This is a genomic window from Pseudomonas sp. Cab53, from assembly GCF_018325965.1.
GTDB classification, from domain to species: Bacteria; Pseudomonadota; Gammaproteobacteria; order Pseudomonadales; family Pseudomonadaceae; genus Aquipseudomonas; species Aquipseudomonas chlororaphis_E.
On sequence record NZ_AP021902.1, the window covers coordinates 667,488 to 689,506 of the forward strand.

Genomic DNA, 22,019 nt, shown 5'->3' on the forward strand with positions numbered 1-22,019 from the left:
CTAGGAACGGAACAGACGGCTGTACTGGCGCTCATGGGCCATGCACGCCAGGGACAGGCCAAACGCGGCGCTGCCGTGGTGATCGGGGTCGATGCTTGAAGCGGTGTGCTGGGCCTGTTGCAGCAGCGGCAGCAGTTCGCTGGTCAGGCGCTGGGCGGCTTGCTGGCCCAGCGGCAGGGTTTTCATCAGCACCGCCAGTTGGTTCTCCAGCCAGCTCCACAGCCACGCGGCGAGCGCATCCTGGGGCGCGATGTGCCAGGCGCGGGCCGCCAGCGCCCAGCACAGGGCCAGGTGCGGTTCACTGTGGGCGTCGAGAAATTGCCGCGCGGCGTCATCGAGTTCCGGCAAGCCGTTGAGCAACTGCTGCAGCGAGTAGCCCATCTGCCGGCTCTCTTGATACAGCTCACGGGTTTCCCGGCTGGCGCGGTGTTGGCCGCTGTGGTGCTGCAAGGCCTCCCAGTCGTCGGCGGCCGCCGCGGTGCAGTGGGCCAGCAGCAACGGCGCTTCGAAGCGGGCCAGATTGAGCAGCAATTGGTCGCTGATCCAGCGCCGCGCGGCGTCGGGCGTGTCGACCTGGCCGTTATCCACCGCCATCTCCAGACCCTGGGAATAGCTGTAGCCACCAATGGGCAACTGCGGGCTGGCCAGGCGCAGCAGCGCCCAGGCCGGGTTCATGTGCGCACGCCGAACTGATGCAGGCGCGGCGCATAGTTGAACGCTTCTTCGCCATGCCGGGAGTGGTGATGGCCGCCGCCATAGGCGCCATGTTCCGGCTGGAACGGTGCTTCAATGGCTTCGGCGCTGGCGCCCAGTTGTTCGAGCATCGCCTTGAGTACGTAGTCGTCCAGCAGGCGCAACCAGCCGTCGCCCACTTGCAGTGCGACATGGCGGTTACCCAGGTGATAGGCGGCGCGGGTCAGTTCAAAGGCGTTGGCGCAGGTCACGTGCAGCAATTGTTCGGGGCGGGCGCAGACGCGCACGATGCGCCCGTCTTCGGCCTGCAGGCATTCACCGTCGTACAACGGCGGCTGGCCGCGCTCCAGAAACAACCCCACGTCTTCGCCCTCGGCACTGAAACAGCGCAGGCGGCTTTTGCTGCGGGCGTCATAGGTCAGGTGCAGCTCGGCGTCCCAGTGGGGTTGAGGGTCGATTCTGCGATGAATCACCAGCATCGGTGTGCTTCCAGCAATGAGCGATGTGGTGTTTAGAGCAAGGGGCTTGCCAATCGAAGAGGGTGTAGGAAATAGCCGGGGGCGTTGGGCTAACGCTTTACCGTGGGCGATGTTTTGTTCCGGATTGGTGCGCGTCATGAGTGGGGCGCACTATTTTGTGGCGAGCGGCAAACCTGTGGGAGCGGGCTTGCTCGCGAAGGCGGCGTGTCAGTCGACGTCCATGTAGCTGAACCACCGCCTTCGCGAGCAAGCCCGCTCTCACAATGGGGATTACTCGGTGCTGCCCAAGCCTTGCCAGTGCTTGAGGCCGATGAAGATGAACCGCAATTGCTGGGTGATCTTGGCCTGGGGCGTGAGGTGTTCGGGTGGTGCTTCGACGGGTGGGTCGATGATGTCCGGCAGGGTGGCGAACACGCTCTTGACGATGAGGTCGGCCATCACGCTCAGCGCGGCGGTGTTCAGGTGTTGCAGCTTGGGCATGAGCACCAGGTCGGCGGCAAGGTCGGAACTGATGTCCTCGCGCAGCCGTGCGATGGCCTGGCGCACGGGCAGGGAGCCGCCATATTGCTCGCGGGCGAGGAACAGGAACTGCGAGCGGTTGGCTTGTACCACGTCGAGGAAGATTCGCACCGACGCGTCGATGATGCCGCCCATGACGAACTCGTTGTGGCGCACCAGGCGAATGGTTTCGCGGAAGGTCTGGCCGACTTCGCAGACCAGTGCCAGGCCCAGTTGGTCCATGTCGTCGAAGTGCCGGTAGAAGCCGGTGGGCACGATGCCTGCCGTCCTGGCGACTTCCCGCAGGCTCAGGCTGCCAAATCCCCGGCCGCACTCCATCAGGTGACGGGCAGCGTCCATCAGGGCAATTCGGGTCTGTTGTTTCTGTTCGGCGCGGGGCAGCATCGCAGGACTGACTTCCGAGTCATGGGAGCGACGCACTCTAGCAAATCGGCTTTGCCGACGTCGAACGATAGAAGGGGTTAACGCGGGGAAACGAGGGCTTTGAAAATCAAAAGCCCGATTGCAGGAATCGGGCTTTTTTCAAGGCCGCCATGGGCTTAGCTCACGGAGCCGTTGCGTTCGATCACACGGTCACCGCCGTCGGAAGCGAGGGCTTCACCCAGTGGGGTGCGGTCGGAACCGTCGGCTGCCAGGCTTTCACCCAGTGGAGTGCGGTCGGAGCCATCGGCTGCGAGGCTTTCACCCAGTGGGGTGCGGTCGGAACCGTCGGCTGCCAGGCTTTCACCCAGTGGAGTGCGATCGGAACCATCGGCTGCCAGGGACTGACCTTGTGGAGTGCGGTCGCCACCGTCCTGGACCAGGCCTTTTTCTTCCAGGCGATCCCGGCCACCTTCAGCGACTGTCTGGCTATAGACCGAGTGGCTGTCCTTGACTTGCGGAGTGGCCTGTTCGGAGGCTGGCAGTGCAAAAGCAGTCGAGGCCAGCAGTGAAAGGGACAAGCTCATCAGTAATTGGCGTTTCATGATCATTGCTCCTTGGGAGGGCGATAAAGTGGGTACGAGGGCAATGCTACTCTCGATAAGTCGATATAAAAGTTCATAAACGCAATGGTAATAATCAACGGAATTGATTGTTCTGGGCGAGGGCTCTAGGACGGGCGTTTCCAGGGTGCGGTTTTGCACCGCAGTGGGTATTTTGTACCCATCGCTGCGTCACGAATGGGCGGGTGCGGTAACAGTTTGCTGACGGATCGGTCAGCAATTCGAGGTTTTTTTAGGCCGACCGAGGCAGCGGTGTTAAACCTGTTGGCTGTTTTGCCAGTCTGACCTTTTATAACGAACAGGCTAAGGTTGGTCTTTTTTTCAGGCGCCACCGTTCGGACGCCGACTTGTATCAGGAGCCCCGTGCATGACGCGCACCTCGAAAATCCTTGCCTGGAGTATTGCCAGCCTTGTCGTCCTGCTGGCCGTGTTGGTGCTGGTGATCGTGTTCTTCGATTGGAACCGGATCAAACCCACGCTCAACGCCAAGGTGTCCGAGGAACTGCATCGCCCGTTCGCCGTCAACGGCAACCTGGCGGTGGTCTGGCAGCGTGAGCCGGAGGAAGGCGGCTGGCGCGCCTGGCTGCCGTGGCCCCATGTGGTGGCCGAGGATTTGAGCCTGGGTAACCCGGACTGGTCGAAAACCCCGCGGATGGCCACGCTCAAGCGCGTGGAATTGCGTATTTCACCCTTGGCGCTGCTGGGCCGGCGGGTGGTGATTCCGCGTATCGACCTGACGGAGCCCAATGCCAGCCTGCAGCGCCTGGCCGATGGGCGCGCCAACTGGACGTTCCAGTTCGACCCGAAGGACCCGGACGCCGAGCCGTCCAACTGGGCGGTGGACATCGGCGCCATCGGCTTCGACAAGGGCCACGTCACCCTCGACGACCAGACGCTCAAGACCCGCCTCGACGTGTTGATCGATCCGTTGGGCAAGCCCATCCCGTTCAGCGAGATCGTCGGCGACAAGGCCGCCAGGAAAGCCCAGGACCAGGGGGCAGTGCCGCAGGACTACGCGTTTGCCTTCAAGGTCGACGGGCACTATCACGGGCAGGCGCTCAGTGGTTCCGGCAAGGTCGGCGGCCTGCTGGCGTTGCAGGATGCCGCGCGACCTTTCCCGTTGCAGGCCCAGGCCAGGATCGCCGATACCCGCGTCGAGCTGGCCGGCACGCTGACTGACCCGATGAACCTGGGGGCACTCGATCTGCGATTGAAACTGGCCGGTAAAAGCCTTGCCCATCTCTATCCACTGACCGGCGTGACCCTGCCGGATTCACCGCCCTACGCCACCGACGGTCGCCTGATTGCCAAGCTCCACGAGCCGGGCGGGCCGCTGTTTCGCTACGAAGACTTCAACGGCAAGATCGGCGACAGCGACATCCATGGCAACCTCGCCTACGTCGCCGGCCAGCCACGGCCCAAGCTCAGCGGCGCGCTGGTGTCCAACCAGCTGCTGTTCAGCGACCTGGCGCCGCTGATCGGTGCCGACTCCAACGCCGAGCAAAAGGCCCGGGGAGGCGCCAGCAAACAGCCGGCCGACAAGGTCTTGCCGGTGGAAGAATTCCGCACCGAGCGCTGGAGCGCGATGGACGCCGACGTGGAGTTCACGGGTAAACGCATTGTCCACAGCGCGCAGTTGCCGTTCACCGACCTCTACACCCACCTGGTGCTCAACGACGGCCAGTTGAGCCTCGAACCGCTGCGCTTCGGCGTGGCGGGTGGTCGACTCGATGCCCAGATCCGTCTCAATGGCCACACCCAACCTCTTGAAGGCCAGGCGAAGTTGACCGCACGAGGCTTCAAGCTCAAGCAGTTGTTCCCCGGTTTCGAGCCAATGAAAACCAGCTTCGGCGAGTTGAACGGCGACGCCGATATCAGCGGTCGCGGCAATTCGGTGGCGGCGTTGCTGGGCACCGCCAACGGCACGCTGAAAATGCTCATCAACGATGGCGCCATCAGTCGCGAGTTGATGGAGCTGGCGGGATTGAACGTCGGTAACTACGTGGTGGGGAAAATCTTTGGCGACAAGGAAGTGAAGATCAACTGCGCGGCGGCGGATTTCGACATCAAGACCGGCCTGGCGACCACCCGCCTGTTCGTGTTCGACACCGAGAACGCGATCATCTACATCGATGGCACGGCGAACATGGCCACCGAGCAACTGGACCTGACCATTTCGCCGGAGTCCAAGGGCTGGCGGCTGATTTCCCTGCGCTCGCCGTTGTATGTGCGCGGCCCTTTCGCCAAGCCTTCGGCCGGCGTCAAGGCGGTGCCACTGATGTTGCGTGGTGCCGGGATGGTGGCGTTGGGCGTGATCGCGGCTCCGGCCGCCGGCCTGCTGGCGCTGGTGGCTCCCAGCGGTGGTGAGCCGAACCAGTGTGCGCCGTTGCTGGAGCAGATGAAGGCGGGCAAGGCGCCGGTGACGGTGAAGCCAACGCGCTAACCCGTGGCTTTTGTGGTGGGGCCTAGGGCGTCTTCGCGGGCAAGCCCGCTCCCACAGTTGACCGAGTTCATTCAGAAGGAATGCGCTCGAATGTGGGAGCGGGCTTGCCCGCGAAGGGGCCGGTAAGGCTTACAGATCGGCCAGGATATCGGCCATGTCGTCGGCGTGCTCCTCTTCCTGGGCCAGGATGTCTTCGAAGATGCGCCGGGTGGTAGGGTCTTTTTCACCGATGTACTGGATGATCTCGCGATAGCTGTCGATGGCGATGCGCTCGGCCACCAGGTCCTCGTACACCATCTCCTTGAGGGTGTTGCCCGCCACATATTGGGCGTGGGAATTGCGGCTCAACAGGTCGGGGTTGAACTCCGGTTCGCCGCCCAATTGCACGATGCGTTCGGCCAGCTTGTCGGCGTGTTCGGCTTCCTGGTTGGCGTGTTCGAGGAATTCGCTGGCTGCCAGGCTCGCCTTGAGGCCGGTGGCCATGTAGTAGTGGCGCTTGTAACGCAGCACGCACACCAGTTCCGTGGCCAGCGCCTCGTTGAGCAGGCGGATGACTTGCTGGCGATCGGCGCTGTAGCCCTCGGTCACGGCGCCGTTCTCTACGTTCTGCCGTGCACGTTCGCGCAGGGTGGTTACATCGGATAAGTGCATGTCGCTCATCTCGTTCTCCTGGAGGCTGATCCGGTTGGGAGCGTCACGCTCTCGGGGCGTGATCGCTTACAGGCTTGGGAGTGATGAGCGGGGCAAAAAGTTTTATGAAATGTGCCAACGCCTACAATCACGGTGATGCGTCATGAAGCACGCATAGACTGACCTTCCCCTCCATCGCTGAGCACAAGGATGTCCGCCCATGTCGCAACGCTGCGCCACTCGTTACCCGTTGGTACTGGTCCCGGGCATGCTCGGGTTCATTCGGCTGGTGCTGTACCCGTACTGGTACGGGATTGTCTCGGCGTTGCGCCGCGAAGGGGCCGTGGTCGTCGCGGTGAAGGTGTCGCCGCTGCATTCATCCGAGGTGCGTGGCGAGCAACTGCTGGCGCGAATCGATGAAATCCTGCGCCAGACCGGTGCGCAGAAGGTCAATCTGATCGGCCACAGTCAGGGCAGCCTCACGGCCCGCTACGCCGCCGCCAAGCGCCCGGACCTGGTGGCCTCGGTCACGTCGGTGGCCGGCGCCAACCATGGCTCGGAACTGGCCGATTACCTGCAACGGCATTACCCCGCCGACAGCGCCAGGGGCCGTGTGCTCAGTGCGCTGCTGCGGCTGGTCAACGCCCTGATGAGCCTGCTGGAAACCGCCTACCACGGACCCAGGCTGCCGGTGGACATTGACGCGTCCCATGCCTCCCTCACGACGGCGGGCGTGGCCCTGTTCAACCAGCGTTATCCACAAGGGCTGCCGCCAACCTGGGGCGGGCACGGCCCTGAAGAGGTCAACGGGGTGCGCTATTACTCCTGGTCGGGCACCTTGCAACCGGGCAAGACCGACAAGGGGCGCAACCTGGTCGATGGTACCCACCGCAGTTGTCGCCTGTTCGCCCGCACCTTCGTGCGCGAGGCCGGTCAATGCGACGGCATGGTCGGGCGCTACAGTTCGCACCTGGGCACGGTGATCCGCGATGACTACCCGCTGGACCACTTCGACATCGTCAACCAGTCGCTGGGGCTGGTCGGCAAGGGCGCCGAGCCGATCCGCCTGTTCGTCGAGCATGCCGAGCGCTTGAAAGCGGCCGGTGTCTAGCGGCCCGGGTTGTCTACACTGGATGCATCGCCGTCACGCTTGTGCGGCATTCAGGAGAAGACGTCATGAAAATGCTGCGTGTTCCTTTGTTGATGATCGGTTTGCTGCTGTGCTCCCAGGGCTTCGCCGCGACGGCGCAGCAGAACAAGATGACCACCTGCAACGCCGACGCCAGCGCCAAGGCGCTCAAGGGTGACGAGCGCAAGGCGTTCATGAGCACCTGCCTGAAGGCCGACTCGAGCACCCCGCAGGAGCGCATGAAAACCTGCAACGCCACGGCCACCACCCAGGCCCTGAAGGGCGATGCCCGCAAGGCATTCATGAGTGACTGCCTGAAGAAAAAATAGGCGCGGGGCCTGCGGGGCCTCTTCGCGAGCAGGTTCGCTCCCCGGCAGGTTTGCGTTGTGTGGCCCATTGTGGGGAGCGAGCCTGCTCGCGATGGGCCATCGAAGACGCAGCAAAAAATCCCCTGAACCTCGACCCGAATCGGCCGATACAATGCCTAGTGCTGTCGGCGGAAGGCTGGCAGACTGCCAATCCTTTCACGCCGTTTGCTTTGAGGCTGTATGCCAACGTTTTCTCAGCGTCATGTGTTGTTGGTGATCAGTTGGGTGATCATCTTCGGTGGGTTGTTGCTGGTGCTGCCGCTGCGCCTGTTGCCGAGCCTGCTGGCCGGGTTGCTGGTGTTCGAGCTCGTCAACATGCTCACCCCGCAGTTGCAACGGCTGATCGAGGGTCGGCGTGCCCGCTGGCTGGCGGTGGCGTTGCTGGGCACGCTGGTGGTCAGCGTGCTGACGTTGATTTTCGCCGGGGCCATCAGTTTCCTGCTCCATGAAGCGGAAAACCCGGGCGCCTCCCTGGACAAGTTCATGGCGGTGGTCGACCGCGCCCGCGGGCAGTTGCCGCCGTTCATCGACGCCTACCTGCCGGCCAGCGCCGCCGAGTTCCGAGTAGCGATCGGCGCGTGGATGAGCAAGCACCTGAGCGAGCTGCAGCTGGTGGGCAAGGACGCGGCCCACATGTTCGTGACGTTGCTGATCGGCATGGTGCTGGGGGCCATCGTCGCCTTACAGCGCATCCCCGACCTGACCAAGCGCAAACCCCTGGCGGCGGCGTTGTTCGATCGCCTGAACCTGCTGGTCAAGGCGTTTCGCAACATCGTTTTCGCCCAGATCAAGATTTCCCTGCTCAACACCTTCTTCACCGGGATCTTCCTGGCGGTGGTACTGCCGCTGTTCGGCATCAAGCTGCCGCTGACCAAGACCCTGATCGTGATGACCTTCCTGCTGGGGCTGCTGCCGGTCATCGGCAACCTGATGTCCAACACCCTGATCACCATCGTCGGCCTGTCGCTGTCGATCTGGGTCGCCGTGGCGGCGCTGGGTTACCTGATCGTGATCCACAAGCTCGAATACTTTCTCAACGCCCGGATCGTGGGCGGGCAGATCAGCGCCAAGTCCTGGGAATTGCTCATGGCGATGCTGGTGTTCGAAGCCGCGTTCGGCCTGCCGGGGGTGGTGGCGGGGCCGATCTACTATGCGTACCTCAAGAGCGAGTTGAAGCAGATCGGGATGGTCTAGGACAGGAGTTACGAGCTGCAAGCTGCAAGCTGCAAGCTGCAAGTAAAAGCCAGTCGTGCCGCATTACTGCTGTTACTTGGAGCTTGAAGCTCGAAGCTTGCAACTGGCTTTAGCCGTAACGCTTCATCGCCTCGATCGCCAACCCACTGCCAATGCTGCCGAAGATGTTGCCTTCGACATGCTTGGCCTGGGGCAGCATCGCCGAGACGCTGTTGCGCAGCGCCGGAATGCCGCTGGAGCCGCCGGTAAAGAACACCGTGTCGACCTGCTCGACGCCGACGTTGGCATCGCCGAGCAGCTGCGTGACGCTGGCGCGCACCCGCTCCAACAGCCCGTCGATGGCTGATTCGAACAGTGCCCGGCTCAGGTCCACGCTCAGGCCCGGCTCGATCCGGTCAAGGGCCACATGGCGTTGGTCGGTGTGGGTCAGCTGGATCTTGGTTTCCTCGACTTCCATGGCCAGCCAGTGCCCGGCGCGCTGTTCGATCAACTTGAACAGCCGGTCGATGCCGCCGGTGTCCTCGATGTCGTAGCGCATGCTGTTCAGGGCGAGTGTGGATTTCTGCGCGTACACCGCGTTGATGGTGTGCCAGGTCGCCAGGTTCATGTGGTGGCTGGTGGGCATGTAGGCACCGCTTTTCATCCGGCTGCCGTAGCCGAACAGCGGCATCAGGCCCTGCAAGCTCAACTGCTTGTCGAAGTCGGTCCCGCCGATGTGCACGCCGCCGGTGGCGAGGATGTCGGCATGACGGTTGTCGTGGTTACGCCGCTGCGGTGACAGGCGCACCAGGGAGAAGTCCGAGGTACCGCCGCCGATATCGACGATCAGCACCAGTTCTTCTTTCGCGATGGTCGATTCATAGTCGAAGGCGGCCGCGATGGGCTCGTACTGGAACGACACCTCCTTGAAACCAATCGCCCGCGCGACGTCCGCCAGGGTGTTCTCGGCTTCCTGGTCGGCCAGTTCATCGTCATCGACGAAAAACACCGGACGGCCCAGCACCACTTCTTCGAATTCCCGACCCGCGGCGGCTTCGGCGCGTTGCTTCAGTTGGCCGATGAACAGCCCCAGCAGGTCCTTGAATGGCATGGCCGTGCCCAGCACGCTGGTGTCGTGCTTGATCAGCTTGGAACCCAGCAGGCTCTTGAGCGAGCGCATCAGCCGGCCTTCGTAGCCTTCCAGGTACTCGTGCAGGGCCAGGCGGCCATACACGGGCCGACGTTCCTCAAGATTGAAAAAGACCACCGACGGCAGGGTGATCTTGCCGTCCTCCAGCGCGATCAACGTTTCCATGCCGGGGCGCAGCCAGCCGACGGTGGAGTTGGACGTGCCGAAGTCGATACCGCAGGCACGGGCCGGGGATGCGTTTTTCATGTCTTTGCGGTTCCAGCTAAAAAAACGGCCGCGCAGTGTATGCCAGTGCGGCCCGGATTCGAAGGCCGGTTATCCGCTAATTTGCAAACGCTGGCCTTGAAAGACCGCGCAATCCCCCCAAACTTGCTGGCATGGGCCTGGCAGCCACAGGGCGAGTACAAGAACCGCCACCGGCTGCCGATAAACTTCTGATGCGCCGCCCGGTCCCAATCTTGAGATCGGTCAATCCGCTGCCCGGTCATTCGGGCAGGCTGTGCGTGGCGGTGCGACATCGATAACGGATGGTGATGCTTAGATGGACTTCAAAGACTATTACAAGATCCTGGGTGTGGAGCCGACGGCGGACGATGCCACGATCAAGGCCGCCTACCGCAAGCTGGCGCGCAAGTACCACCCGGATGTGAGCAAGGAAAAGGACGCCGAGACCAAGTTCAAGGACGTTTCCGAAGCCTATGAAGCGCTGAAAAGCGCCGACAAGCGCGCGGAATACGACGACCTGCGCCGCTATGGCCAGCACGGCCAGCCGTTCCAGGGCCCGCCAGGCTGGCAGAGCCGTGGCGGCTTCGGTGGCCAGGACACCGGCGATTTCTCGGACTTCTTCAGTTCGATCTTCGGTAATCGCGGATCAGGTTTCGGTGGCGGACAATCAGGTCGCAGCGCCGGCCGTCGGGGACAAGACGTGGAATTGGAATTACCGATCTTCCTGGAAGAAACCCTCTCGACCGAGTCGAAGAAAGTCAGCTACCAGGTGCCGCAATACAACGCGGCGGGCCAGCACGTGAGCAACACCAGCAAGAGCCTGAACGTGAAGATTCCGCTGGGGGTGACCGACGGCGAGCGCATCCGCCTCAAGGGCCAGGGCGCGCCGGGCATCGGCGGCGGTGCCAATGGCGATTTGTACCTGACCATCCGCTTCGCCCCGCACCCCAAGTTCGACGTCGAGGGCCAGGACTTGATCATCACCTTGCCCCTGGCCCCGTGGGAACTGGCGCTGGGCACCGAAGTGGCGGTCCCGACCCTCACCGGCAAGATCAACCTCAAGGTCCCGGCCGGCAGCCAGAACGGCCAGCGCATGCGCGCCAAGGGCCACGGCCTGCGCAACAAGGCCGGCGAGCGCGGCTACCTGTTCGTGCAGCTCAAGGCGGTGATGCCCAAGGCCAGCGACGAGGCGGTCAAGGCCTTGTGGGCGGAGCTGGCGAAAAAGGCCGCGTTCGATCCGCGAGAGAATTTCTGACCGGCTCAATATAAAACCTGTGCCGAGGGAGCAAACGCCCTCGCCACAGTCAGATTTGTCATAAGCCTGGCTAGACTCGACAGTTGAAGCATTGGGAGAAGCAGACCATGAACAACCCGATCATTGAACTGAACCTGAAGGAATTCTGCGAGGCCGCGGCGTTGGCGGATGTCCATGTGATCGAAATCGTCGCCCATGGCATCCTCGAACCTCACGGCGCGGCACCGACCGACTGGCGTTTCACCGACTACGAACTGGTCCTGGCGCGGCGCGCGGCCAAGCTGCGGCGCGAGTTGGAACTGGAATGGGAAGGCGTCGCCCTGGCGCTGGACCTGCTGGAAGAAGTGCAACTGCTGCGCAACGAAAACCGCATGCTCAAGCAGCGGTTGGGGCGGTTGGTGGAGTGATGCACACATTCCTGAGCCAGGTGTAAACCTTGTGGCGAGGGGATTTATCCCCGTTGGGCTGCGTAGCAGCCCCATTTTTTGCGGTCGCTGCGCAACCGAACGGGGATAAATCCCCTCGCCACAGGGTTATGGTGCTTCAGTCATTCAAGTCAAAACAGAAAATACCGCTGCGCCATCGGCAGGACGTCCGCCGGCTCGCACCACAGCAGCACGCCGTCGGCCTTGACCTGGTAGGTCTGCGGGTCGACGTCGATGTTCGGCAGGTAGTCGTTGTGGATCAGATCGGTCTTCTGCACGTCGCGGCAGCCTTTGACCACGGCGATTTTCTTCTTCAGCCCGAGCTGTTCCGGCAACCCGGCCTCGACGGCGGCCTGGCTGAGGAAGGTCAGGCTGGTGGCATGACGCGAGCCGCCAAAGCTTGCGAACATCGGTCGGTAGTGCACCGGTTGCGGCGTCGGGATCGAGGCGTTGGCGTCGCCCATCAGGCTGGCGGCGATCGCCCCGCCCTTGAGGATCAGCGTCGGTTTGACACCGAAGAACGCCGGGCGCCACAGCACCAGGTCGGCCCACTTGCCCACTTCGATGGAGCCCACTTCATGGCTGATGCCATGGGTGATCGCCGGGTTGATGGTGTACTTGGCGATGTAGCGCTTGATACGGAAGTTGTCGTTGCCTTCACCGTCGCCGGGCAGGGCCCCGCGTTGGCGCTTCATCTTGTCGGCGGTCTGCCAGGTGCGGGTGATGACCTCGCCGACGCGGCCCATGGCCTGGCTGTCGGAACTGATCATCGAGAACGCGCCGAGGTCGTGGAGGATGTCTTCGGCGGCGATGGTCTCGCGGCGAATGCGGCTCTCGGCGAACGCCACGTCTTCGGCGATGCTCGGGTCCAGGTGATGGCAGACCATCAGCATGTCCAGGTGTTCGTCGATGGTGTTGCGGGTGAACGGCCGGGTCGGGTTGGTGGAACTGGGCAGCACGTTGGCAAAGCCGCAGGCCTTGATGATGTCTGGCGCGTGACCGCCGCCAGCGCCTTCGGTGTGGTAGGTGTGGATGGTCCTGCCTTTGAAAGCACCGAGGGTGGTTTCGACGAAGCCCGATTCGTTCAGGGTGTCGGTGTGGATCGCCACTTGTACGTCGTACTGGTCGGCCACGCTCAGGCAGTTGTCGATGGACGCCGGCGTGGTGCCCCAGTCTTCGTGCAGCTTCAGGCCGATGGCGCCGGCCTTGACCTGCTCGATCAACGGCTCCGGCAGGCTGGCGTTGCCCTTGCCGGTCAAACCGATGTTCATGGGGAAGGCATCCGCAGCCTGGAGCATGCGCGCCAAATGCCACGGCCCGGACGTGCAGGTGGTGGCGTTGGTCCCGGTGGCCGGGCCCGTGCCGCCACCGATCATGGTGGTGACGCCGCTCATCAGGGCCTCTTCGATCTGCTGTGGGCAGATGAAATGGATGTGGGTGTCGATGCCGCCGGCCGTGAGGATCATGCCTTCGCCGGCGATCACTTCGGTGCTGGCGCCGATGGCGATGGTCACGTCGGGCTGGATGTCCGGGTTGCCGGCCTTGCCGATGGCCGCGATGCGCCCGTCCTTGAGGCCGACATCGGCCTTGACGATGCCCCAGTGGTCGATGATCAGGGCGTTGGTGATCAGCGTGTCCACGACATCGGCGGCCAACAACTGGCCCTGGCCCATGCCATCACGAATCACCTTGCCGCCGCCGAATTTCACTTCTTCGCCGTAGGTGGTGAAGTCTTTCTCCACTTCGATCCACAGCTCGGTGTCGGCCAGGCGGACCTTGTCCCCGACGGTGGGGCCGAACATGTCAGCATATGCCTGACGACTTATTTTCATCTCATGGTTCCTCGGAACTGAGCCGCAAGCTTCAAGCTGCAAGCCTCAAGTAAAAACAAAGCGAAGGGGAGCGCCGCAAACCGCTGTTTCTTGCAGCTTGCAGCTAGAGACTTGCAGCTGAAGTCTACAAGTCGCCCATGATTCGTCCCGCGAACCCGTAAACTCGCCGCAACCCAGCCAGATCGACAAGCTCGACTTCCCGACTCTGCCCCGGCTCGAAGCGCACGGCGGTGCCGGCCGGGATGTTCAGGCGCATGCCGCGGCTGGCGGCGCGGTCGAAGGTCAGGGCGTCATTGGTTTCGAAAAAATGGTAGTGCGAGCCGACCTGGATCGGCCGGTCACCGCTGTTGGCGACGGTCAGCGTCAGCGTGCGGCGGCCGACGTTGAGTTCGATGTCGCCGGGCTGGACCTGGTATTGGCCTGGAATCATTGCGGTTGTCCCAACGTCTTGAAGTAAATGGCGGTCGGCGAATAGGTGCCGTCCGGGGTCTGGCAGTAATCGGGCAGCTCGCCGACGCGGGTGTAGCCCATGGCGCGGTAGAAGGCTTCCGCCTCTGAGCCCGCCGCGGTGTCGAGGTACAGCAAGCCGCGCTTGCACTGGCGCGCGCCGAGCTCCAGGGCATTCATCAACTGCTGGCCGAGGCCGCGGCGACGGGCCTCGCCGCGCACGAGCAGCTTCTGCACCTCGGCGCGGTTCAGCCCGTTGGGTTTCTGGCACAGGGCCAGTTGGACACTGGCCTGCACCTGCTCGTTCTTGACCACCACCCACAGCAGCAGGCTGCCCTGGTTGAGGCTGGCCTGGACCTCATCGAAATAGGCACGGGCCTGGGCGGCATCCAGGTCGGCCATGAACCCCACGCTGGCGCCATGGCCGACGGCGTCGAGCAACAGATCGATCAGGCCCTGGCGATAATGCGCAAAGCTTTCAGCGTGGACTCGACGCAACTGGGCGGCGTTCATCGGGGTTCACTCCTTGTTGGCAGCCGGCGCGGGCGCTCCGGGATTGAGGTTCAACTGCATGAAGGTCAGGTCCAGCCAGTGGCCGAACTTGGTACCCACCTGGGGCATTTGCCCGGTGATGACGAAACCGGCCCGCTCATGCAGGCGGATCGAGGCGCCATTACCGCTTTCGATGGCGGCGACCATGATGTGCTTGCCGCAGGCCTTTGCGCGCTCGATCAGTGCGCTCATCAGCAGCGGGCCCAGGCCTTGGCCGCGCTGGTCGCTGCGCACGTACACCGAGTGCTCCACGGTGTGGCGGAAACCGTCGAACGGCCGCCAGTCGCCGAATGACGCGTAGCCGAGCACATTGGCCTCGCCGTCGACGGCGACCAGCACCGGATAGCCCTGGGCGTGCCGGGCGGCGAACCAGGCCTGGCGATTGTCCAGGTCGACGGGCGCATCGTTCCAGATCGCGGTGGTGTTGAGCACGGCGTCGTTGTAGATATCGCGGATCGCCGGCAGGTCGGTGGGTTGGGCATCACGAACGTGGCTAGTCATGGCGGGCCTCAGGCGATGGGCTGGTGGACGGTGACCAACTTGGTGCCGTCGGGAAACGTCGCTTCGACCTGGATCTCCGGGATCATCTCTGCAATGCCGTCCATCACCTGCTCGCGGCTCAGCAACGTCGTGCCGTAATGCATCAGTTCGGCCACGGTCTGGCCGTCACGGGCGCCTTCGAGCAGGGCGGCGGAAATGTAGGCCATGGCCTCCGGGTAGTTGAGCTTCAAGCCACGGGCCAGCCGTCGTTCGGCGACGAGGCCGGCGGTGAAGATCAGCAACTTGTCTTTTTCGCGTGGGGTCAGGTCCATGTGCAATCCATAAGGGCAGATAAATAATTTGGGGCGGGATACTCATCCCTTGTGGGAGCGGGCTTGCTCGCGAAGGCGGACTCACATTCAACATTTGAGTTGGCTGACACGCCGTCTTCGCGAGCAAGCCCGCTCCCACAGGATCTCATGTGCTCCAGATCCGAGGGGGTACGGCTTCTCGTCCCAGCAATGCAGGCCTGAGCAACCGCCACAGCTCAATCAACCAGCCCCGCGCCAGCAACGCCTCGCTCGCCAGGCACCGCGCCACGACCAGCCCAGGCAATTGCGTCAGGTCGCCACGCACGGCGTGGCCCAGGGAGCGGCACTGTTCCAGCAAGTCGCCATCGATCTCACCGGTCACCAACAACGTGGCAAACACTGGATCGCCGCCGAGCCCGATGGGCGAGTCGAGCAAACCATCGCCGCCGACGATGCGCTGGCGCTCGTGCCAGAGCAAGCGGCCGTCGCGACGGATGTCCAGGTGCGATTGAAAATGCCCGAGGTCAAAACGCTCTCCGCTGGCCGGTCGGCCGAGGGCAACCATGTCCCAGTAGAACAAGCGCCCGTCGCCCTGCAGGTCGACGGTGGTGCTGAGTTCGGCCTGGGCCGCGCTGAATACGATGGTTTCCTGGGGCAACCATTCCAGCGTTGCCCCGGCATCGACGCTCAGCGCCAGGTGCTGGTGCGCCGGGCTCGCGGCGCGGTACCACTTGGCCGCGCCGGGACTGGTCAGTTGCGCCCAGGCGCCGGGGCCGACGTGGGCCCGGATGTCCAGGCGGTCGCCGCCGGCTATGCCGCCGGGCGGGTGGACGATGATGTGCTGGCACACCTCGGGGCCTTCGGCGTACAGGTGCTTCTGCACCCGCAACGGGCCGTGATGGCGGCGTTGCACCGGGCGTGTACTGTCGCCGAAGCGGGCATAGCCCAGGTCCAGCTCGGCGTGCCAATGGGGGGTGAACAGGGCGGGCGCGGATACGGGTAGGTTCATGATTTCTGATTATCGTCAGGACGCTACAGACTAGATCGTAACCAGTCCGCGCACACCCTCGGCTTCCATGTTTTCTCCGCGGCCCTGCTGCACGATCTCGCCCCGGGACATCACCAGGTACTGATCGGCCAGCTCGGCGGCGAAGTCGTAGAACTGTTCCACCAGCAAGATCGCCATGTCGCCGCGGGCGGCCAGTTTCTTGATGACCGCGCCGATCTCCTTGATCACCGAGGGCTGGATGCCTTCGGTGGGCTCGTCGAGGATCAACAGGCGCGGCCGGCTGGCCAAGGCCCGGCCGATGGCGAGCTGCTGTTGCTGGCCGCCCGACAGGTCGCCGCCACGGCGGTGTTTCATTTGCAGCAGCACCGGAAACAGCTCATAGATGAACGTCGGCACTTCCCGGGCCTCGGCGCCGGGAAAGCGCGACAGGCCCATGAGCAGGTTCTCTTCCACGGTCAGCCGGCCGAAAATCTCCCGGCCCTGAGGCACGTAGGCGATGCCGGCATGGACCCGCTGGTGCGGCTTGAACGCGGTGATGGTTTTGCCTTCCCAATTCACCGCGCCTTCCTTGGCCGGGAGCAGGCCCATCAGGCATTTGAGCAGGGTGGTCTTGCCCACGCCATTGCGTCCCAGCAGGCACGTCACCTCGCCGACCTTCACGTCGAACGACAGGCCCCGCAGGATGTGGCTACCGCCGTAGTACTGGTGAAGGTGTTGGACCTGTAACATTTGAACTCCGTTCGTAGGGCTTCAAGCGGCAAGCTTCAAGCTTCAAGCTTCAAGTAAGAGCGGGACGGTGTAGGACTTGCTTTCACTTGCCGCTTGAAGCTTGCGGCTCGAAGCTGGCCGATTCATCTTCCCAAATAAACTTCAACGACCCGTTCATCGGCCTGCACCTGCGCCAGCGACCCTTCGGCCAGCACGCTGCCCTGGTGCAATACCGTCACGTGGTCGGCGATGCTGCCGACGAAGCCCATGTCGTGTTCCACCACCATCAACGAGTGCTTGCCCGCCAAGGACTTGAACAGCTCGGCGGTGAAGTCGGTCTCGGCGTCGGTCATGCCCGCCACGGGTTCGTCCAGCAACAACAGTTGCGGGTCCTGGACCAGCAACATGCCGATCTCCAGGAACTGCTTCTGCCCGTGGGACAGCAACCCGGCCGCGCGATGCAGCGACGGGGCGAGGCGAACGGTATCCAGCACTTCGCGGATGCGGTCGTGCTGCTCGCCGTTGAGTGTCGCCCGCAGGCTGGCCCACACCGACTTGTCGGCCTTGAGGGCCAGCTCCAGGTTTTCGAACACGCTCAAGGCTTCGAACACCGTCGGCTTCTGGAACTTGCGGCCGATGCCGGCTTGGGCGATCTGCACTTCGCTCATGTGGGTCAGGTCGAGGGTTTCGCCGAACCAGGCCTTGCCGTGGCTGGGCCGGGTCTTGCCGGTGATCACGTCCATCAACGTGGTCTTGCCCGCGCCGTTGGGACCGATGATGCAGCGCAACTCGCCGACGCCGATGTACAGGTTCAGGTCGTTCAAGGCCTTGAAGCCGTCGAAGCTGACGCTGATGTCTTCCAGGGTCAGGATCGTCCCGTGGCGGGTGTTCAGGCCCTTGCCGGCGGCCTGGCCGAGGCCGATGGCGTCGCGGCTGCTGCCCGAGTCCCGGTTGGCATCGAGCGAGGGGTCGAGGACGGGTTCGAGCATGAATTCGGCCGTGGGTGTGATTCTCATGATTCGCCCCTTTTCTTCAGCAACCCGATTACGCCCTTGGGCAGATACAGGGTTACCAGGATGAACAGCGCACCGAGGAAGAACAGCCAGTATTCGGGGAACGCCACCGTGAACCAGCTCTTCATGCCATTGACCACGCCGGCGCCCAGCAACGGACCGATCAGCGTGCCCCGGCCGCCGAGGGCGACCCACACGGCGGCTTCGATGGAGTTGGTCGGGGACATTTCGCTGGGGTTGATGATGCCCACCTGGGGCACGTACAGCGCACCGGCCAGGCCGCACAGCACCGCGCTCAGCACCCAGACGAACAGCTTGAAGCCGCGGGGATCGTAGCCGCAGAACATCAGGCGGTTCTCGGCGTCCCGCAGGGCCGTCAGCACCCGGCCGAACTTGCTGCGGGCCAGGCGCCAGCCGATGAACAGGCTGGCCACCAGCAACAGCACGGTGGCCAGGAATAGCACTGCCCGGGTTCCCGGTTCGGTGATGCCAAAGCCCAGGATCGTGCGAAAGTTGGTGAAGCCGTTGTTGCCGCCAAAACCCGTTTCGTTGCGGAAAAACAGCAGCATTCCGGCGAACGTCAGCGCCTGGGTCATGATCGAGAAGTACACGCCCTTGATCCGCGAACGAAAGGCGAAGAAGCCGAACACCAACGCCAGCAGGCCCGGCGCTAGCACCACCAGGCACAGGGCCCAGAAGAAGCTGTCGGTGCCGGCCCAGTACCAGGGCAGTTCGTTCCACGACAGGAACGTCATGAAGGCCGGCAAGCCGTCGCCGGCGGCCTGGCGCATCAGGTACATGCCCATGGCATAGCCGCCCAGGGCGAAGAACAGGCCGTGGCCCAGGGACAGCAGGCCGGCGTAGCCCCAGACCAGGTCCAGCGCCAGGGCGACGATGGCGTAGCAGAGGATCTTGCCCACCAGCGTCAGGGTATAGGCCGAGACGTGCAACGGGTGGTCCGCCGCCAGCAGCGATAACAGCGGCAGGCTCAACAGGAGCGCGAGGATCAACGCGCCGAGGGCCAGGGTGACTTTGGGGCCGGCCTTTTGCGCGGCCGTGAGCATCAGGGGCTGGTTCATCAGTCGATTACCCGTCCTTTGAGCGCGAAGAGGCCTTGCGGACGCTTCTGGATGAACAGAATGATCAACGCCAGGATGAGGATCTTGCCGAGCACGGCGCCGATCTGCGGTTCGAGAATCTTGTTGGCGATGCCCAGGCCGAACGCGGCGAATACGCTACCGGCCAACTGGCCGACACCGCCGAGCACCACCACCAGGAACGAGTCGATGATGTAGCCCTGGCCCAGGTCCGGGCCGACGTTGCCGATCTGGCTCAGGGCCACGCCGCCGAGTCCGGCGATGCCCGAGCCGAGGCCAAAGGCGAGCATGTCCACGCGGCCGGTGGGCACGCCGCAGCAAGCGGCCATGTTGCGGTTCTGGGTCACGGCGCGCACGTTCAGGCCCAGGCGTGTCTTGTTCAACAGCAGCCAGGTCAGCGCCACCACGAACAGCGCGAAGGCGATGATCACGATGCGGTTGTACGGCAGCACCAGGTTCGGCAACACCTGGATCCCGCCCGACAGCCAGGCCGGGTTGGCCACTTCGACGTTCTGCGCGCCGAACACCAGGCGCACCAGTTGGATCAGCATCAGGCTAATGCCCCAAGTGGCGAGCAGGGTCTCCAGTGGGCGCCCATAGAGGTGGCGGATCACCGTGCGCTCCAGGGCCATGCCGATGGCGGCGGTGATGAAGAACGCCACCGGCAGGGCGATCAGCGGGTAGAACTCGATGGCATTCGGGGCGAAGCGCTGGAACAGGATCTGCACCACGTAGGTGGAATAGGCGCCGAGCATCAGCATCTCGCCGTGGGCCATGTTGATCACCCCCAGCAGGCCGAAGGTGATCGCCAGGCCGAGGGCGGCGAGCAACAGGATCGAGCCCAGGGACATGCCGCTGAACGCCTGGCCCAGCAACTCGCCCACCAGCAGCTTGCGCTTGACCTGGGCCAGGCTGGTTTCGGCGGCGGTGCGCACGTTGGCATCGGTTTCGACGCCGGGCTCCAGCAGCCCTTCGAGCCGCGTGCGGGCCAGCGGGTCGCCGGTTTCACCCAGCAACCGGACGGCGGCCAGGCGCACGTTCGGGTTGGTGTCCACCAGTTGCAGGTTCGCCAGGGCCAGGCTCAGGGCGGCGTGCACCGCTTCGTCCTGCTCGCCGGCCAGTTGCCGGTCGAGAAACGCCAGTTGGGCCGGGCGCGCGCTTTTTTGCAGTTGTTGGGCGGCGCCCAGGCGCAGGCGTGCATCGATGGCCAGCAGTTGGTGGCTGGCCAGGGCGGTTTCGATCAGCCCGCGCAAGCGGTTGTTCAGGCGCAGGGTCTTGGGCAGGCCGTCGATCGTCAACTGGCCTTGCGCCAAGGCGTTGATCAACTCGACGCGTCCGGGCGCGGGTTGTGCGGCCCAGTCTTCCAGGAGCCTGGCCTGCTGGGTCGGGTTGGCGGCGACGAAGTCTTCGGCGTCACCGGCGTGGGCGGCCACTGGCAACAGCAGCACCAGGGCGAGGATGAGGCGGTAAAGGGCGGTGGGCATATGCTAGGCCTTGCGCAGTGCTTTTTGTGGGAGCGAGCTTGCTCGCGATAGCGGTGTGTCAGTCACTGTTCTTCTGGCTGATCCATCGCTATCGCGAGCAAGCTCGCTCCCACAGGGGTTGTGTGTCGGTCCGGGGATTGGGGCCGACACCCATGGGCTCAGTTACTCTTCACCGCATAGTCGGGCTTCTTGTCGTTGCCGGGGATGAACGGACTCCACGGTTGGGCGCGGATCGGGCCTTCGGTCTGCCAGACCACGTTGAACTGACCGTCGACCTGGATCTCGCCGATCATCACCGGCTTGTGCAGGTGGTGGTTGGTCTTGTCCATGGTCAGGGTGTAGCCCGACGGGGCGGCGAAGGTCTGGCCGGCCAGGGCTTCACGCACTTTGTCGACATCGGTGGACTTGGCTTTTTCCACCGCTTGGGCCCACATGTGAATGCCGACGTAAGTGGCTTCCATCGGGTCGTTGGTCACCGCCTTGTCGGCGCCCGGCAGGTTCTTGGCCTTGGCGTAGGCTTTCCAGGCTTCGACGAATTTCTTGTTCGCCGGGTTATCCACGGATTCGAAGTAGTTCCACGCGGCCAGGTTGCCCACCAACGGCTTGGTGTCGATGCCGCGCAGTTCTTCCTCGCCCACCGAGAACGCCACGACCGGCACGTCGGTGGCCTTCAGGCCCTGGTTCGCCAGTTCCTTGTAGAAGGGCACGTTGGAGTCGCCATTGACCGTGGAGATGACGGCGGTCTTGCCGCCGGCCGAGAATTTCTTGATGTTGGCGACGATGGTCTGGTAGTCGCTGTGGCCGAACGGGGTGTAGACCTCTTCGATGTCCTTGTCCGCCACACCCTTGGAATGCAGGAACGCGCGCAGGATCTTGTTGGTGGTGCGCGGGTAGACGTAGTCGGTGCCCAACAGGAAGTAGCGCTTGGCGCTGCCGCCTTCTTCGCTCATCAGGTATTCCACGGCCGGAATCGCCTGCTGGTTCGGCGCGGCGCCGGTGTAGAACACGTTCGGCGACATCTCTTCGCCTTCGTACTGCACGGGGTAGAACAGCAAGCCGTTGAGTTCCTCGAACACCGGCAACACCGATTTGCGCGACACCGAGGTCCAGCAGCCGAACACCACGGCGACCTTGTCCTGGGTCAGCAACTGGCGGCCCTTTTCCGCGAACAGCGGCCAGTTCGACGCCGGGTCTACCACCACCGCCTCAAGCTTCTTGCCGTTGACTCCACCCTTGGCGTTGATCTCGTCGATGGTCATCAGGGCCATGTCCTTGAGGGACGTCTCGGAGATCGCCATGGTGCCGGACAGCGAATGCAGGATGCCGACCTTGATGGTCTCGGCGGCCTGGACGGTCCAGGCCATGCCCATCGCGGCAATGCTTGCCGAGAGTGTAAAAGCCTTGATCAAGCTACGACGCTTCATGGTGCGATCTCCGTGGACTTATGGATTTTCTTGGTTGGCAGATGCGGACGCTGAAGGTGCTTTTGCAAGGGGTGTGCCCGGTCGGGAAAAGGCTTGGGAATACGGGGCGGTGCAGAGGGAAAAATGAGCGGGCGCACCACGAATGAGCGCTGTGTGGACGCGGGTGCGATCAGATGCGCCACGTTGGGGC

The 22,019-nt window shown here is 63.5% G+C and carries 23 protein-coding genes; 6 read left to right on the forward strand and 17 right to left on the reverse strand.

The features are described from left to right. From KI241_RS02835 to KI241_RS02850, 4 genes are all read right to left on the reverse strand, one after another. Positions 1-675: an urease accessory protein UreF gene (locus tag KI241_RS02835; protein ID WP_042732584.1), complete on the reverse strand. Its 675-nt coding sequence runs from the start codon at positions 673-675 to the stop codon at positions 1-3. Further along, positions 672-1,172, reverse strand: a complete 501-nt coding sequence (ureE, locus tag KI241_RS02840; protein ID WP_212803330.1) for an urease accessory protein UreE — start codon at positions 1,170-1,172, stop codon at positions 672-674. Before ureE ends, KI241_RS02835 begins: the two co-directional genes overlap by 4 nt. Before the next feature lie 270 nt (positions 1,173-1,442). Continuing rightward, positions 1,443-2,075, reverse strand: a complete 633-nt coding sequence (locus tag KI241_RS02845) for a TetR family transcriptional regulator (RefSeq protein WP_042732582.1) — start codon at positions 2,073-2,075, stop codon at positions 1,443-1,445. Between the two features lie 155 nt (positions 2,076-2,230). Further along, a complete protein-coding gene (locus KI241_RS02850; protein WP_212803331.1) occupies positions 2,231-2,656 on the reverse strand; it encodes a hypothetical protein in 426 nt (141 codons plus the stop codon). Positions 2,657-3,041: 385 nt separating this feature from the next. Here KI241_RS02850 and KI241_RS02855 point away from each other — a divergent pair, with 385 nt between their 5' ends. Further along, the gene (locus KI241_RS02855) at positions 3,042-5,117 is read left to right on the forward strand and encodes an AsmA family protein (protein WP_212803332.1); all 2,076 of its coding nucleotides are present in this window, start codon (positions 3,042-3,044) and stop codon (positions 5,115-5,117) included. A gap of 129 nt (positions 5,118-5,246) precedes the next feature. Here the strand turns inward: KI241_RS02855 and KI241_RS02860 are convergent, their stop codons facing one another. Continuing rightward, positions 5,247-5,777: a ferritin-like domain-containing protein gene (locus KI241_RS02860; protein WP_042731809.1), complete on the reverse strand. Its 531-nt coding sequence runs from the start codon at positions 5,775-5,777 to the stop codon at positions 5,247-5,249. Positions 5,778-5,967: 190 nt separating this feature from the next. Between KI241_RS02860 and KI241_RS02865 the strand changes: the two genes are divergently transcribed. The 3 genes from KI241_RS02865 to KI241_RS02875 all read left to right on the forward strand — a co-directional run bounded on the left by KI241_RS02865 (position 5,968) and on the right by KI241_RS02875 (position 8,438). Beyond that, complete coding sequence (locus KI241_RS02865; RefSeq protein WP_212803333.1) at positions 5,968-6,858, forward strand: triacylglycerol lipase; 891 nt, start codon at positions 5,968-5,970, stop codon at positions 6,856-6,858. A gap of 65 nt (positions 6,859-6,923) precedes the next feature. Next, positions 6,924-7,205 (forward strand): PsiF family protein, encoded by a 282-nt coding sequence (locus KI241_RS02870; protein WP_042731807.1) that lies wholly within the window; start codon positions 6,924-6,926, stop codon positions 7,203-7,205. A gap of 219 nt (positions 7,206-7,424) precedes the next feature. After that, positions 7,425-8,438: an AI-2E family transporter gene (locus tag KI241_RS02875; RefSeq protein WP_042731806.1), complete on the forward strand. Its 1,014-nt coding sequence runs from the start codon at positions 7,425-7,427 to the stop codon at positions 8,436-8,438. Positions 8,439-8,547: 109 nt separating this feature from the next. Here the strand turns inward: KI241_RS02875 and KI241_RS02880 are convergent, their stop codons facing one another. Further along, positions 8,548-9,813: an Hsp70 family protein gene (locus KI241_RS02880; RefSeq protein WP_042731805.1), complete on the reverse strand. Its 1,266-nt coding sequence runs from the start codon at positions 9,811-9,813 to the stop codon at positions 8,548-8,550. Positions 9,814-10,108: 295 nt separating this feature from the next. Between KI241_RS02880 and KI241_RS02885 the strand changes: the two genes are divergently transcribed. Together KI241_RS02885 and KI241_RS02890 are read left to right on the forward strand one after the other, a co-directional pair. Beyond that, a complete protein-coding gene (locus KI241_RS02885) occupies positions 10,109-11,047 on the forward strand; it encodes a DnaJ C-terminal domain-containing protein (protein ID WP_042731804.1) in 939 nt (312 codons plus the stop codon). A gap of 107 nt (positions 11,048-11,154) precedes the next feature. Then, entirely contained in the window at positions 11,155-11,454 is a 300-nt protein-coding gene (locus KI241_RS02890) for a chaperone modulator CbpM (protein WP_042731803.1), read from the forward strand. 149 nt (positions 11,455-11,603) lie between these two features. Here the strand turns inward: KI241_RS02890 and ureC are convergent, their stop codons facing one another. The 11 genes from ureC to urtA all read right to left on the reverse strand — a co-directional run bounded on the left by ureC (position 11,604) and on the right by urtA (position 21,829). Further along, positions 11,604-13,304, reverse strand: coding sequence for an urease subunit alpha (gene ureC, locus KI241_RS02895; RefSeq protein ID WP_042730007.1), 1,701 nt, complete (start codon positions 13,302-13,304; stop codon positions 11,604-11,606). A 124-nt stretch (positions 13,305-13,428) separates the two neighbouring features. Beyond that, complete coding sequence (locus KI241_RS02900) at positions 13,429-13,734, reverse strand: urease subunit beta (RefSeq protein ID WP_042730008.1); 306 nt, start codon at positions 13,732-13,734, stop codon at positions 13,429-13,431. Continuing rightward, positions 13,731-14,264 carry a GNAT family N-acetyltransferase gene (locus tag KI241_RS02905; RefSeq protein WP_212803334.1) on the reverse strand — a complete coding sequence of 178 codons (534 nt, stop codon included), beginning with the start codon at positions 14,262-14,264 and terminating at the stop codon, positions 13,731-13,733. The genes KI241_RS02900 and KI241_RS02905 overlap by 4 nt, the downstream gene beginning before the upstream one ends. A 6-nt stretch (positions 14,265-14,270) precedes the next feature. Continuing rightward, positions 14,271-14,804: a GNAT family N-acetyltransferase gene (locus KI241_RS02910; RefSeq protein WP_042730010.1), complete on the reverse strand. Its 534-nt coding sequence runs from the start codon at positions 14,802-14,804 to the stop codon at positions 14,271-14,273. Between the two features lie 8 nt (positions 14,805-14,812). Then, positions 14,813-15,115, reverse strand: coding sequence for an urease subunit gamma (gene ureA / locus KI241_RS02915; protein WP_042730011.1), 303 nt, complete (start codon positions 15,113-15,115; stop codon positions 14,813-14,815). Positions 15,116-15,260: 145 nt separating this feature from the next. Next, positions 15,261-16,103 (reverse strand): urease accessory protein UreD, encoded by an 843-nt coding sequence (locus KI241_RS02920; RefSeq protein WP_212803335.1) that lies wholly within the window; start codon positions 16,101-16,103, stop codon positions 15,261-15,263. Positions 16,104-16,133: 30 nt separating this feature from the next. Then, entirely contained in the window at positions 16,134-16,832 is a 699-nt protein-coding gene (gene urtE, locus KI241_RS02925; RefSeq protein WP_212803336.1) for an urea ABC transporter ATP-binding subunit UrtE, read from the reverse strand. Positions 16,833-16,954: 122 nt separating this feature from the next. Beyond that, entirely contained in the window at positions 16,955-17,827 is an 873-nt protein-coding gene (urtD, locus tag KI241_RS02930; RefSeq protein WP_212803337.1) for an urea ABC transporter ATP-binding protein UrtD, read from the reverse strand. After that, positions 17,824-18,903 carry an urea ABC transporter permease subunit UrtC gene (gene urtC / locus KI241_RS02935; protein ID WP_212803338.1) on the reverse strand — a complete coding sequence of 360 codons (1,080 nt, stop codon included), beginning with the start codon at positions 18,901-18,903 and terminating at the stop codon, positions 17,824-17,826. The genes urtD and urtC overlap by 4 nt, the downstream gene beginning before the upstream one ends. After that, complete coding sequence (gene urtB / locus KI241_RS02940; RefSeq protein WP_212803339.1) at positions 18,903-20,405, reverse strand: urea ABC transporter permease subunit UrtB; 1,503 nt, start codon at positions 20,403-20,405, stop codon at positions 18,903-18,905. Before urtB ends, urtC begins: the two co-directional genes overlap by 1 nt. Positions 20,406-20,563: 158 nt before the next feature. Further along, complete coding sequence (gene urtA / locus KI241_RS02945; protein WP_212803340.1) at positions 20,564-21,829, reverse strand: urea ABC transporter substrate-binding protein; 1,266 nt, start codon at positions 21,827-21,829, stop codon at positions 20,564-20,566. Between the last annotated feature and the right edge of the window lie 190 nt (positions 21,830-22,019).

What these genes read in the sequence shown, in the direction of transcription:
- KI241_RS02875 (WP_042731806.1), top strand. Translation starts at nt 7,425, where the DNA reads ATGCCAACGTTTTCTCAGCGTCATGTGTTGTTGGTGATCAGTTGGGTG.
- KI241_RS02910 (WP_042730010.1), bottom strand. Translation starts at nt 14,804, where the DNA reads ATGACTAGCCACGTTCGTGATGCCCAACCCACCGACCTGCCGGCGATC.
- urtE (WP_212803336.1), bottom strand. Translation starts at nt 16,832, where the DNA reads ATGTTACAGGTCCAACACCTTCACCAGTACTACGGCGGTAGCCACATC.
- KI241_RS02850 (WP_212803331.1), bottom strand. Translation starts at nt 2,656, where the DNA reads ATGAAACGCCAATTACTGATGAGCTTGTCCCTTTCACTGCTGGCCTCG.
- KI241_RS02900 (WP_042730008.1), bottom strand. Translation starts at nt 13,734, where the DNA reads ATGATTCCAGGCCAATACCAGGTCCAGCCCGGCGACATCGAACTCAAC.
- urtA (WP_212803340.1), bottom strand. Translation starts at nt 21,829, where the DNA reads ATGAAGCGTCGTAGCTTGATCAAGGCTTTTACACTCTCGGCAAGCATT.
- KI241_RS02865 (WP_212803333.1), top strand. Translation starts at nt 5,968, where the DNA reads ATGTCGCAACGCTGCGCCACTCGTTACCCGTTGGTACTGGTCCCGGGC.
- KI241_RS02870 (WP_042731807.1), top strand. Translation starts at nt 6,924, where the DNA reads ATGAAAATGCTGCGTGTTCCTTTGTTGATGATCGGTTTGCTGCTGTGC.
- KI241_RS02880 (WP_042731805.1), bottom strand. Translation starts at nt 9,813, where the DNA reads ATGAAAAACGCATCCCCGGCCCGTGCCTGCGGTATCGACTTCGGCACG.
- ureE (WP_212803330.1), bottom strand. Translation starts at nt 1,172, where the DNA reads ATGCTGGTGATTCATCGCAGAATCGACCCTCAACCCCACTGGGACGCC.
- KI241_RS02905 (WP_212803334.1), bottom strand. Translation starts at nt 14,264, where the DNA reads ATGAACGCCGCCCAGTTGCGTCGAGTCCACGCTGAAAGCTTTGCGCAT.
- KI241_RS02890 (WP_042731803.1), top strand. Translation starts at nt 11,155, where the DNA reads ATGAACAACCCGATCATTGAACTGAACCTGAAGGAATTCTGCGAGGCC.
- ureA (WP_042730011.1), bottom strand. Translation starts at nt 15,115, where the DNA reads ATGGACCTGACCCCACGCGAAAAAGACAAGTTGCTGATCTTCACCGCC.
- KI241_RS02860 (WP_042731809.1), bottom strand. Translation starts at nt 5,777, where the DNA reads ATGAGCGACATGCACTTATCCGATGTAACCACCCTGCGCGAACGTGCA.
- KI241_RS02835 (WP_042732584.1), bottom strand. Translation starts at nt 675, where the DNA reads ATGAACCCGGCCTGGGCGCTGCTGCGCCTGGCCAGCCCGCAGTTGCCC.
- KI241_RS02855 (WP_212803332.1), top strand. Translation starts at nt 3,042, where the DNA reads ATGACGCGCACCTCGAAAATCCTTGCCTGGAGTATTGCCAGCCTTGTC.
- KI241_RS02845 (WP_042732582.1), bottom strand. Translation starts at nt 2,075, where the DNA reads ATGCTGCCCCGCGCCGAACAGAAACAACAGACCCGAATTGCCCTGATG.
- KI241_RS02885 (WP_042731804.1), top strand. Translation starts at nt 10,109, where the DNA reads ATGGACTTCAAAGACTATTACAAGATCCTGGGTGTGGAGCCGACGGCG.
- urtC (WP_212803338.1), bottom strand. Translation starts at nt 18,903, where the DNA reads ATGAACCAGCCCCTGATGCTCACGGCCGCGCAAAAGGCCGGCCCCAAA.
- ureC (WP_042730007.1), bottom strand. Translation starts at nt 13,304, where the DNA reads ATGAAAATAAGTCGTCAGGCATATGCTGACATGTTCGGCCCCACCGTC.
- urtD (WP_212803337.1), bottom strand. Translation starts at nt 17,827, where the DNA reads ATGAGAATCACACCCACGGCCGAATTCATGCTCGAACCCGTCCTCGAC.
- KI241_RS02920 (WP_212803335.1), bottom strand. Translation starts at nt 16,103, where the DNA reads ATGAACCTACCCGTATCCGCGCCCGCCCTGTTCACCCCCCATTGGCAC.
- urtB (WP_212803339.1), bottom strand. Translation starts at nt 20,405, where the DNA reads ATGCCCACCGCCCTTTACCGCCTCATCCTCGCCCTGGTGCTGCTGTTG.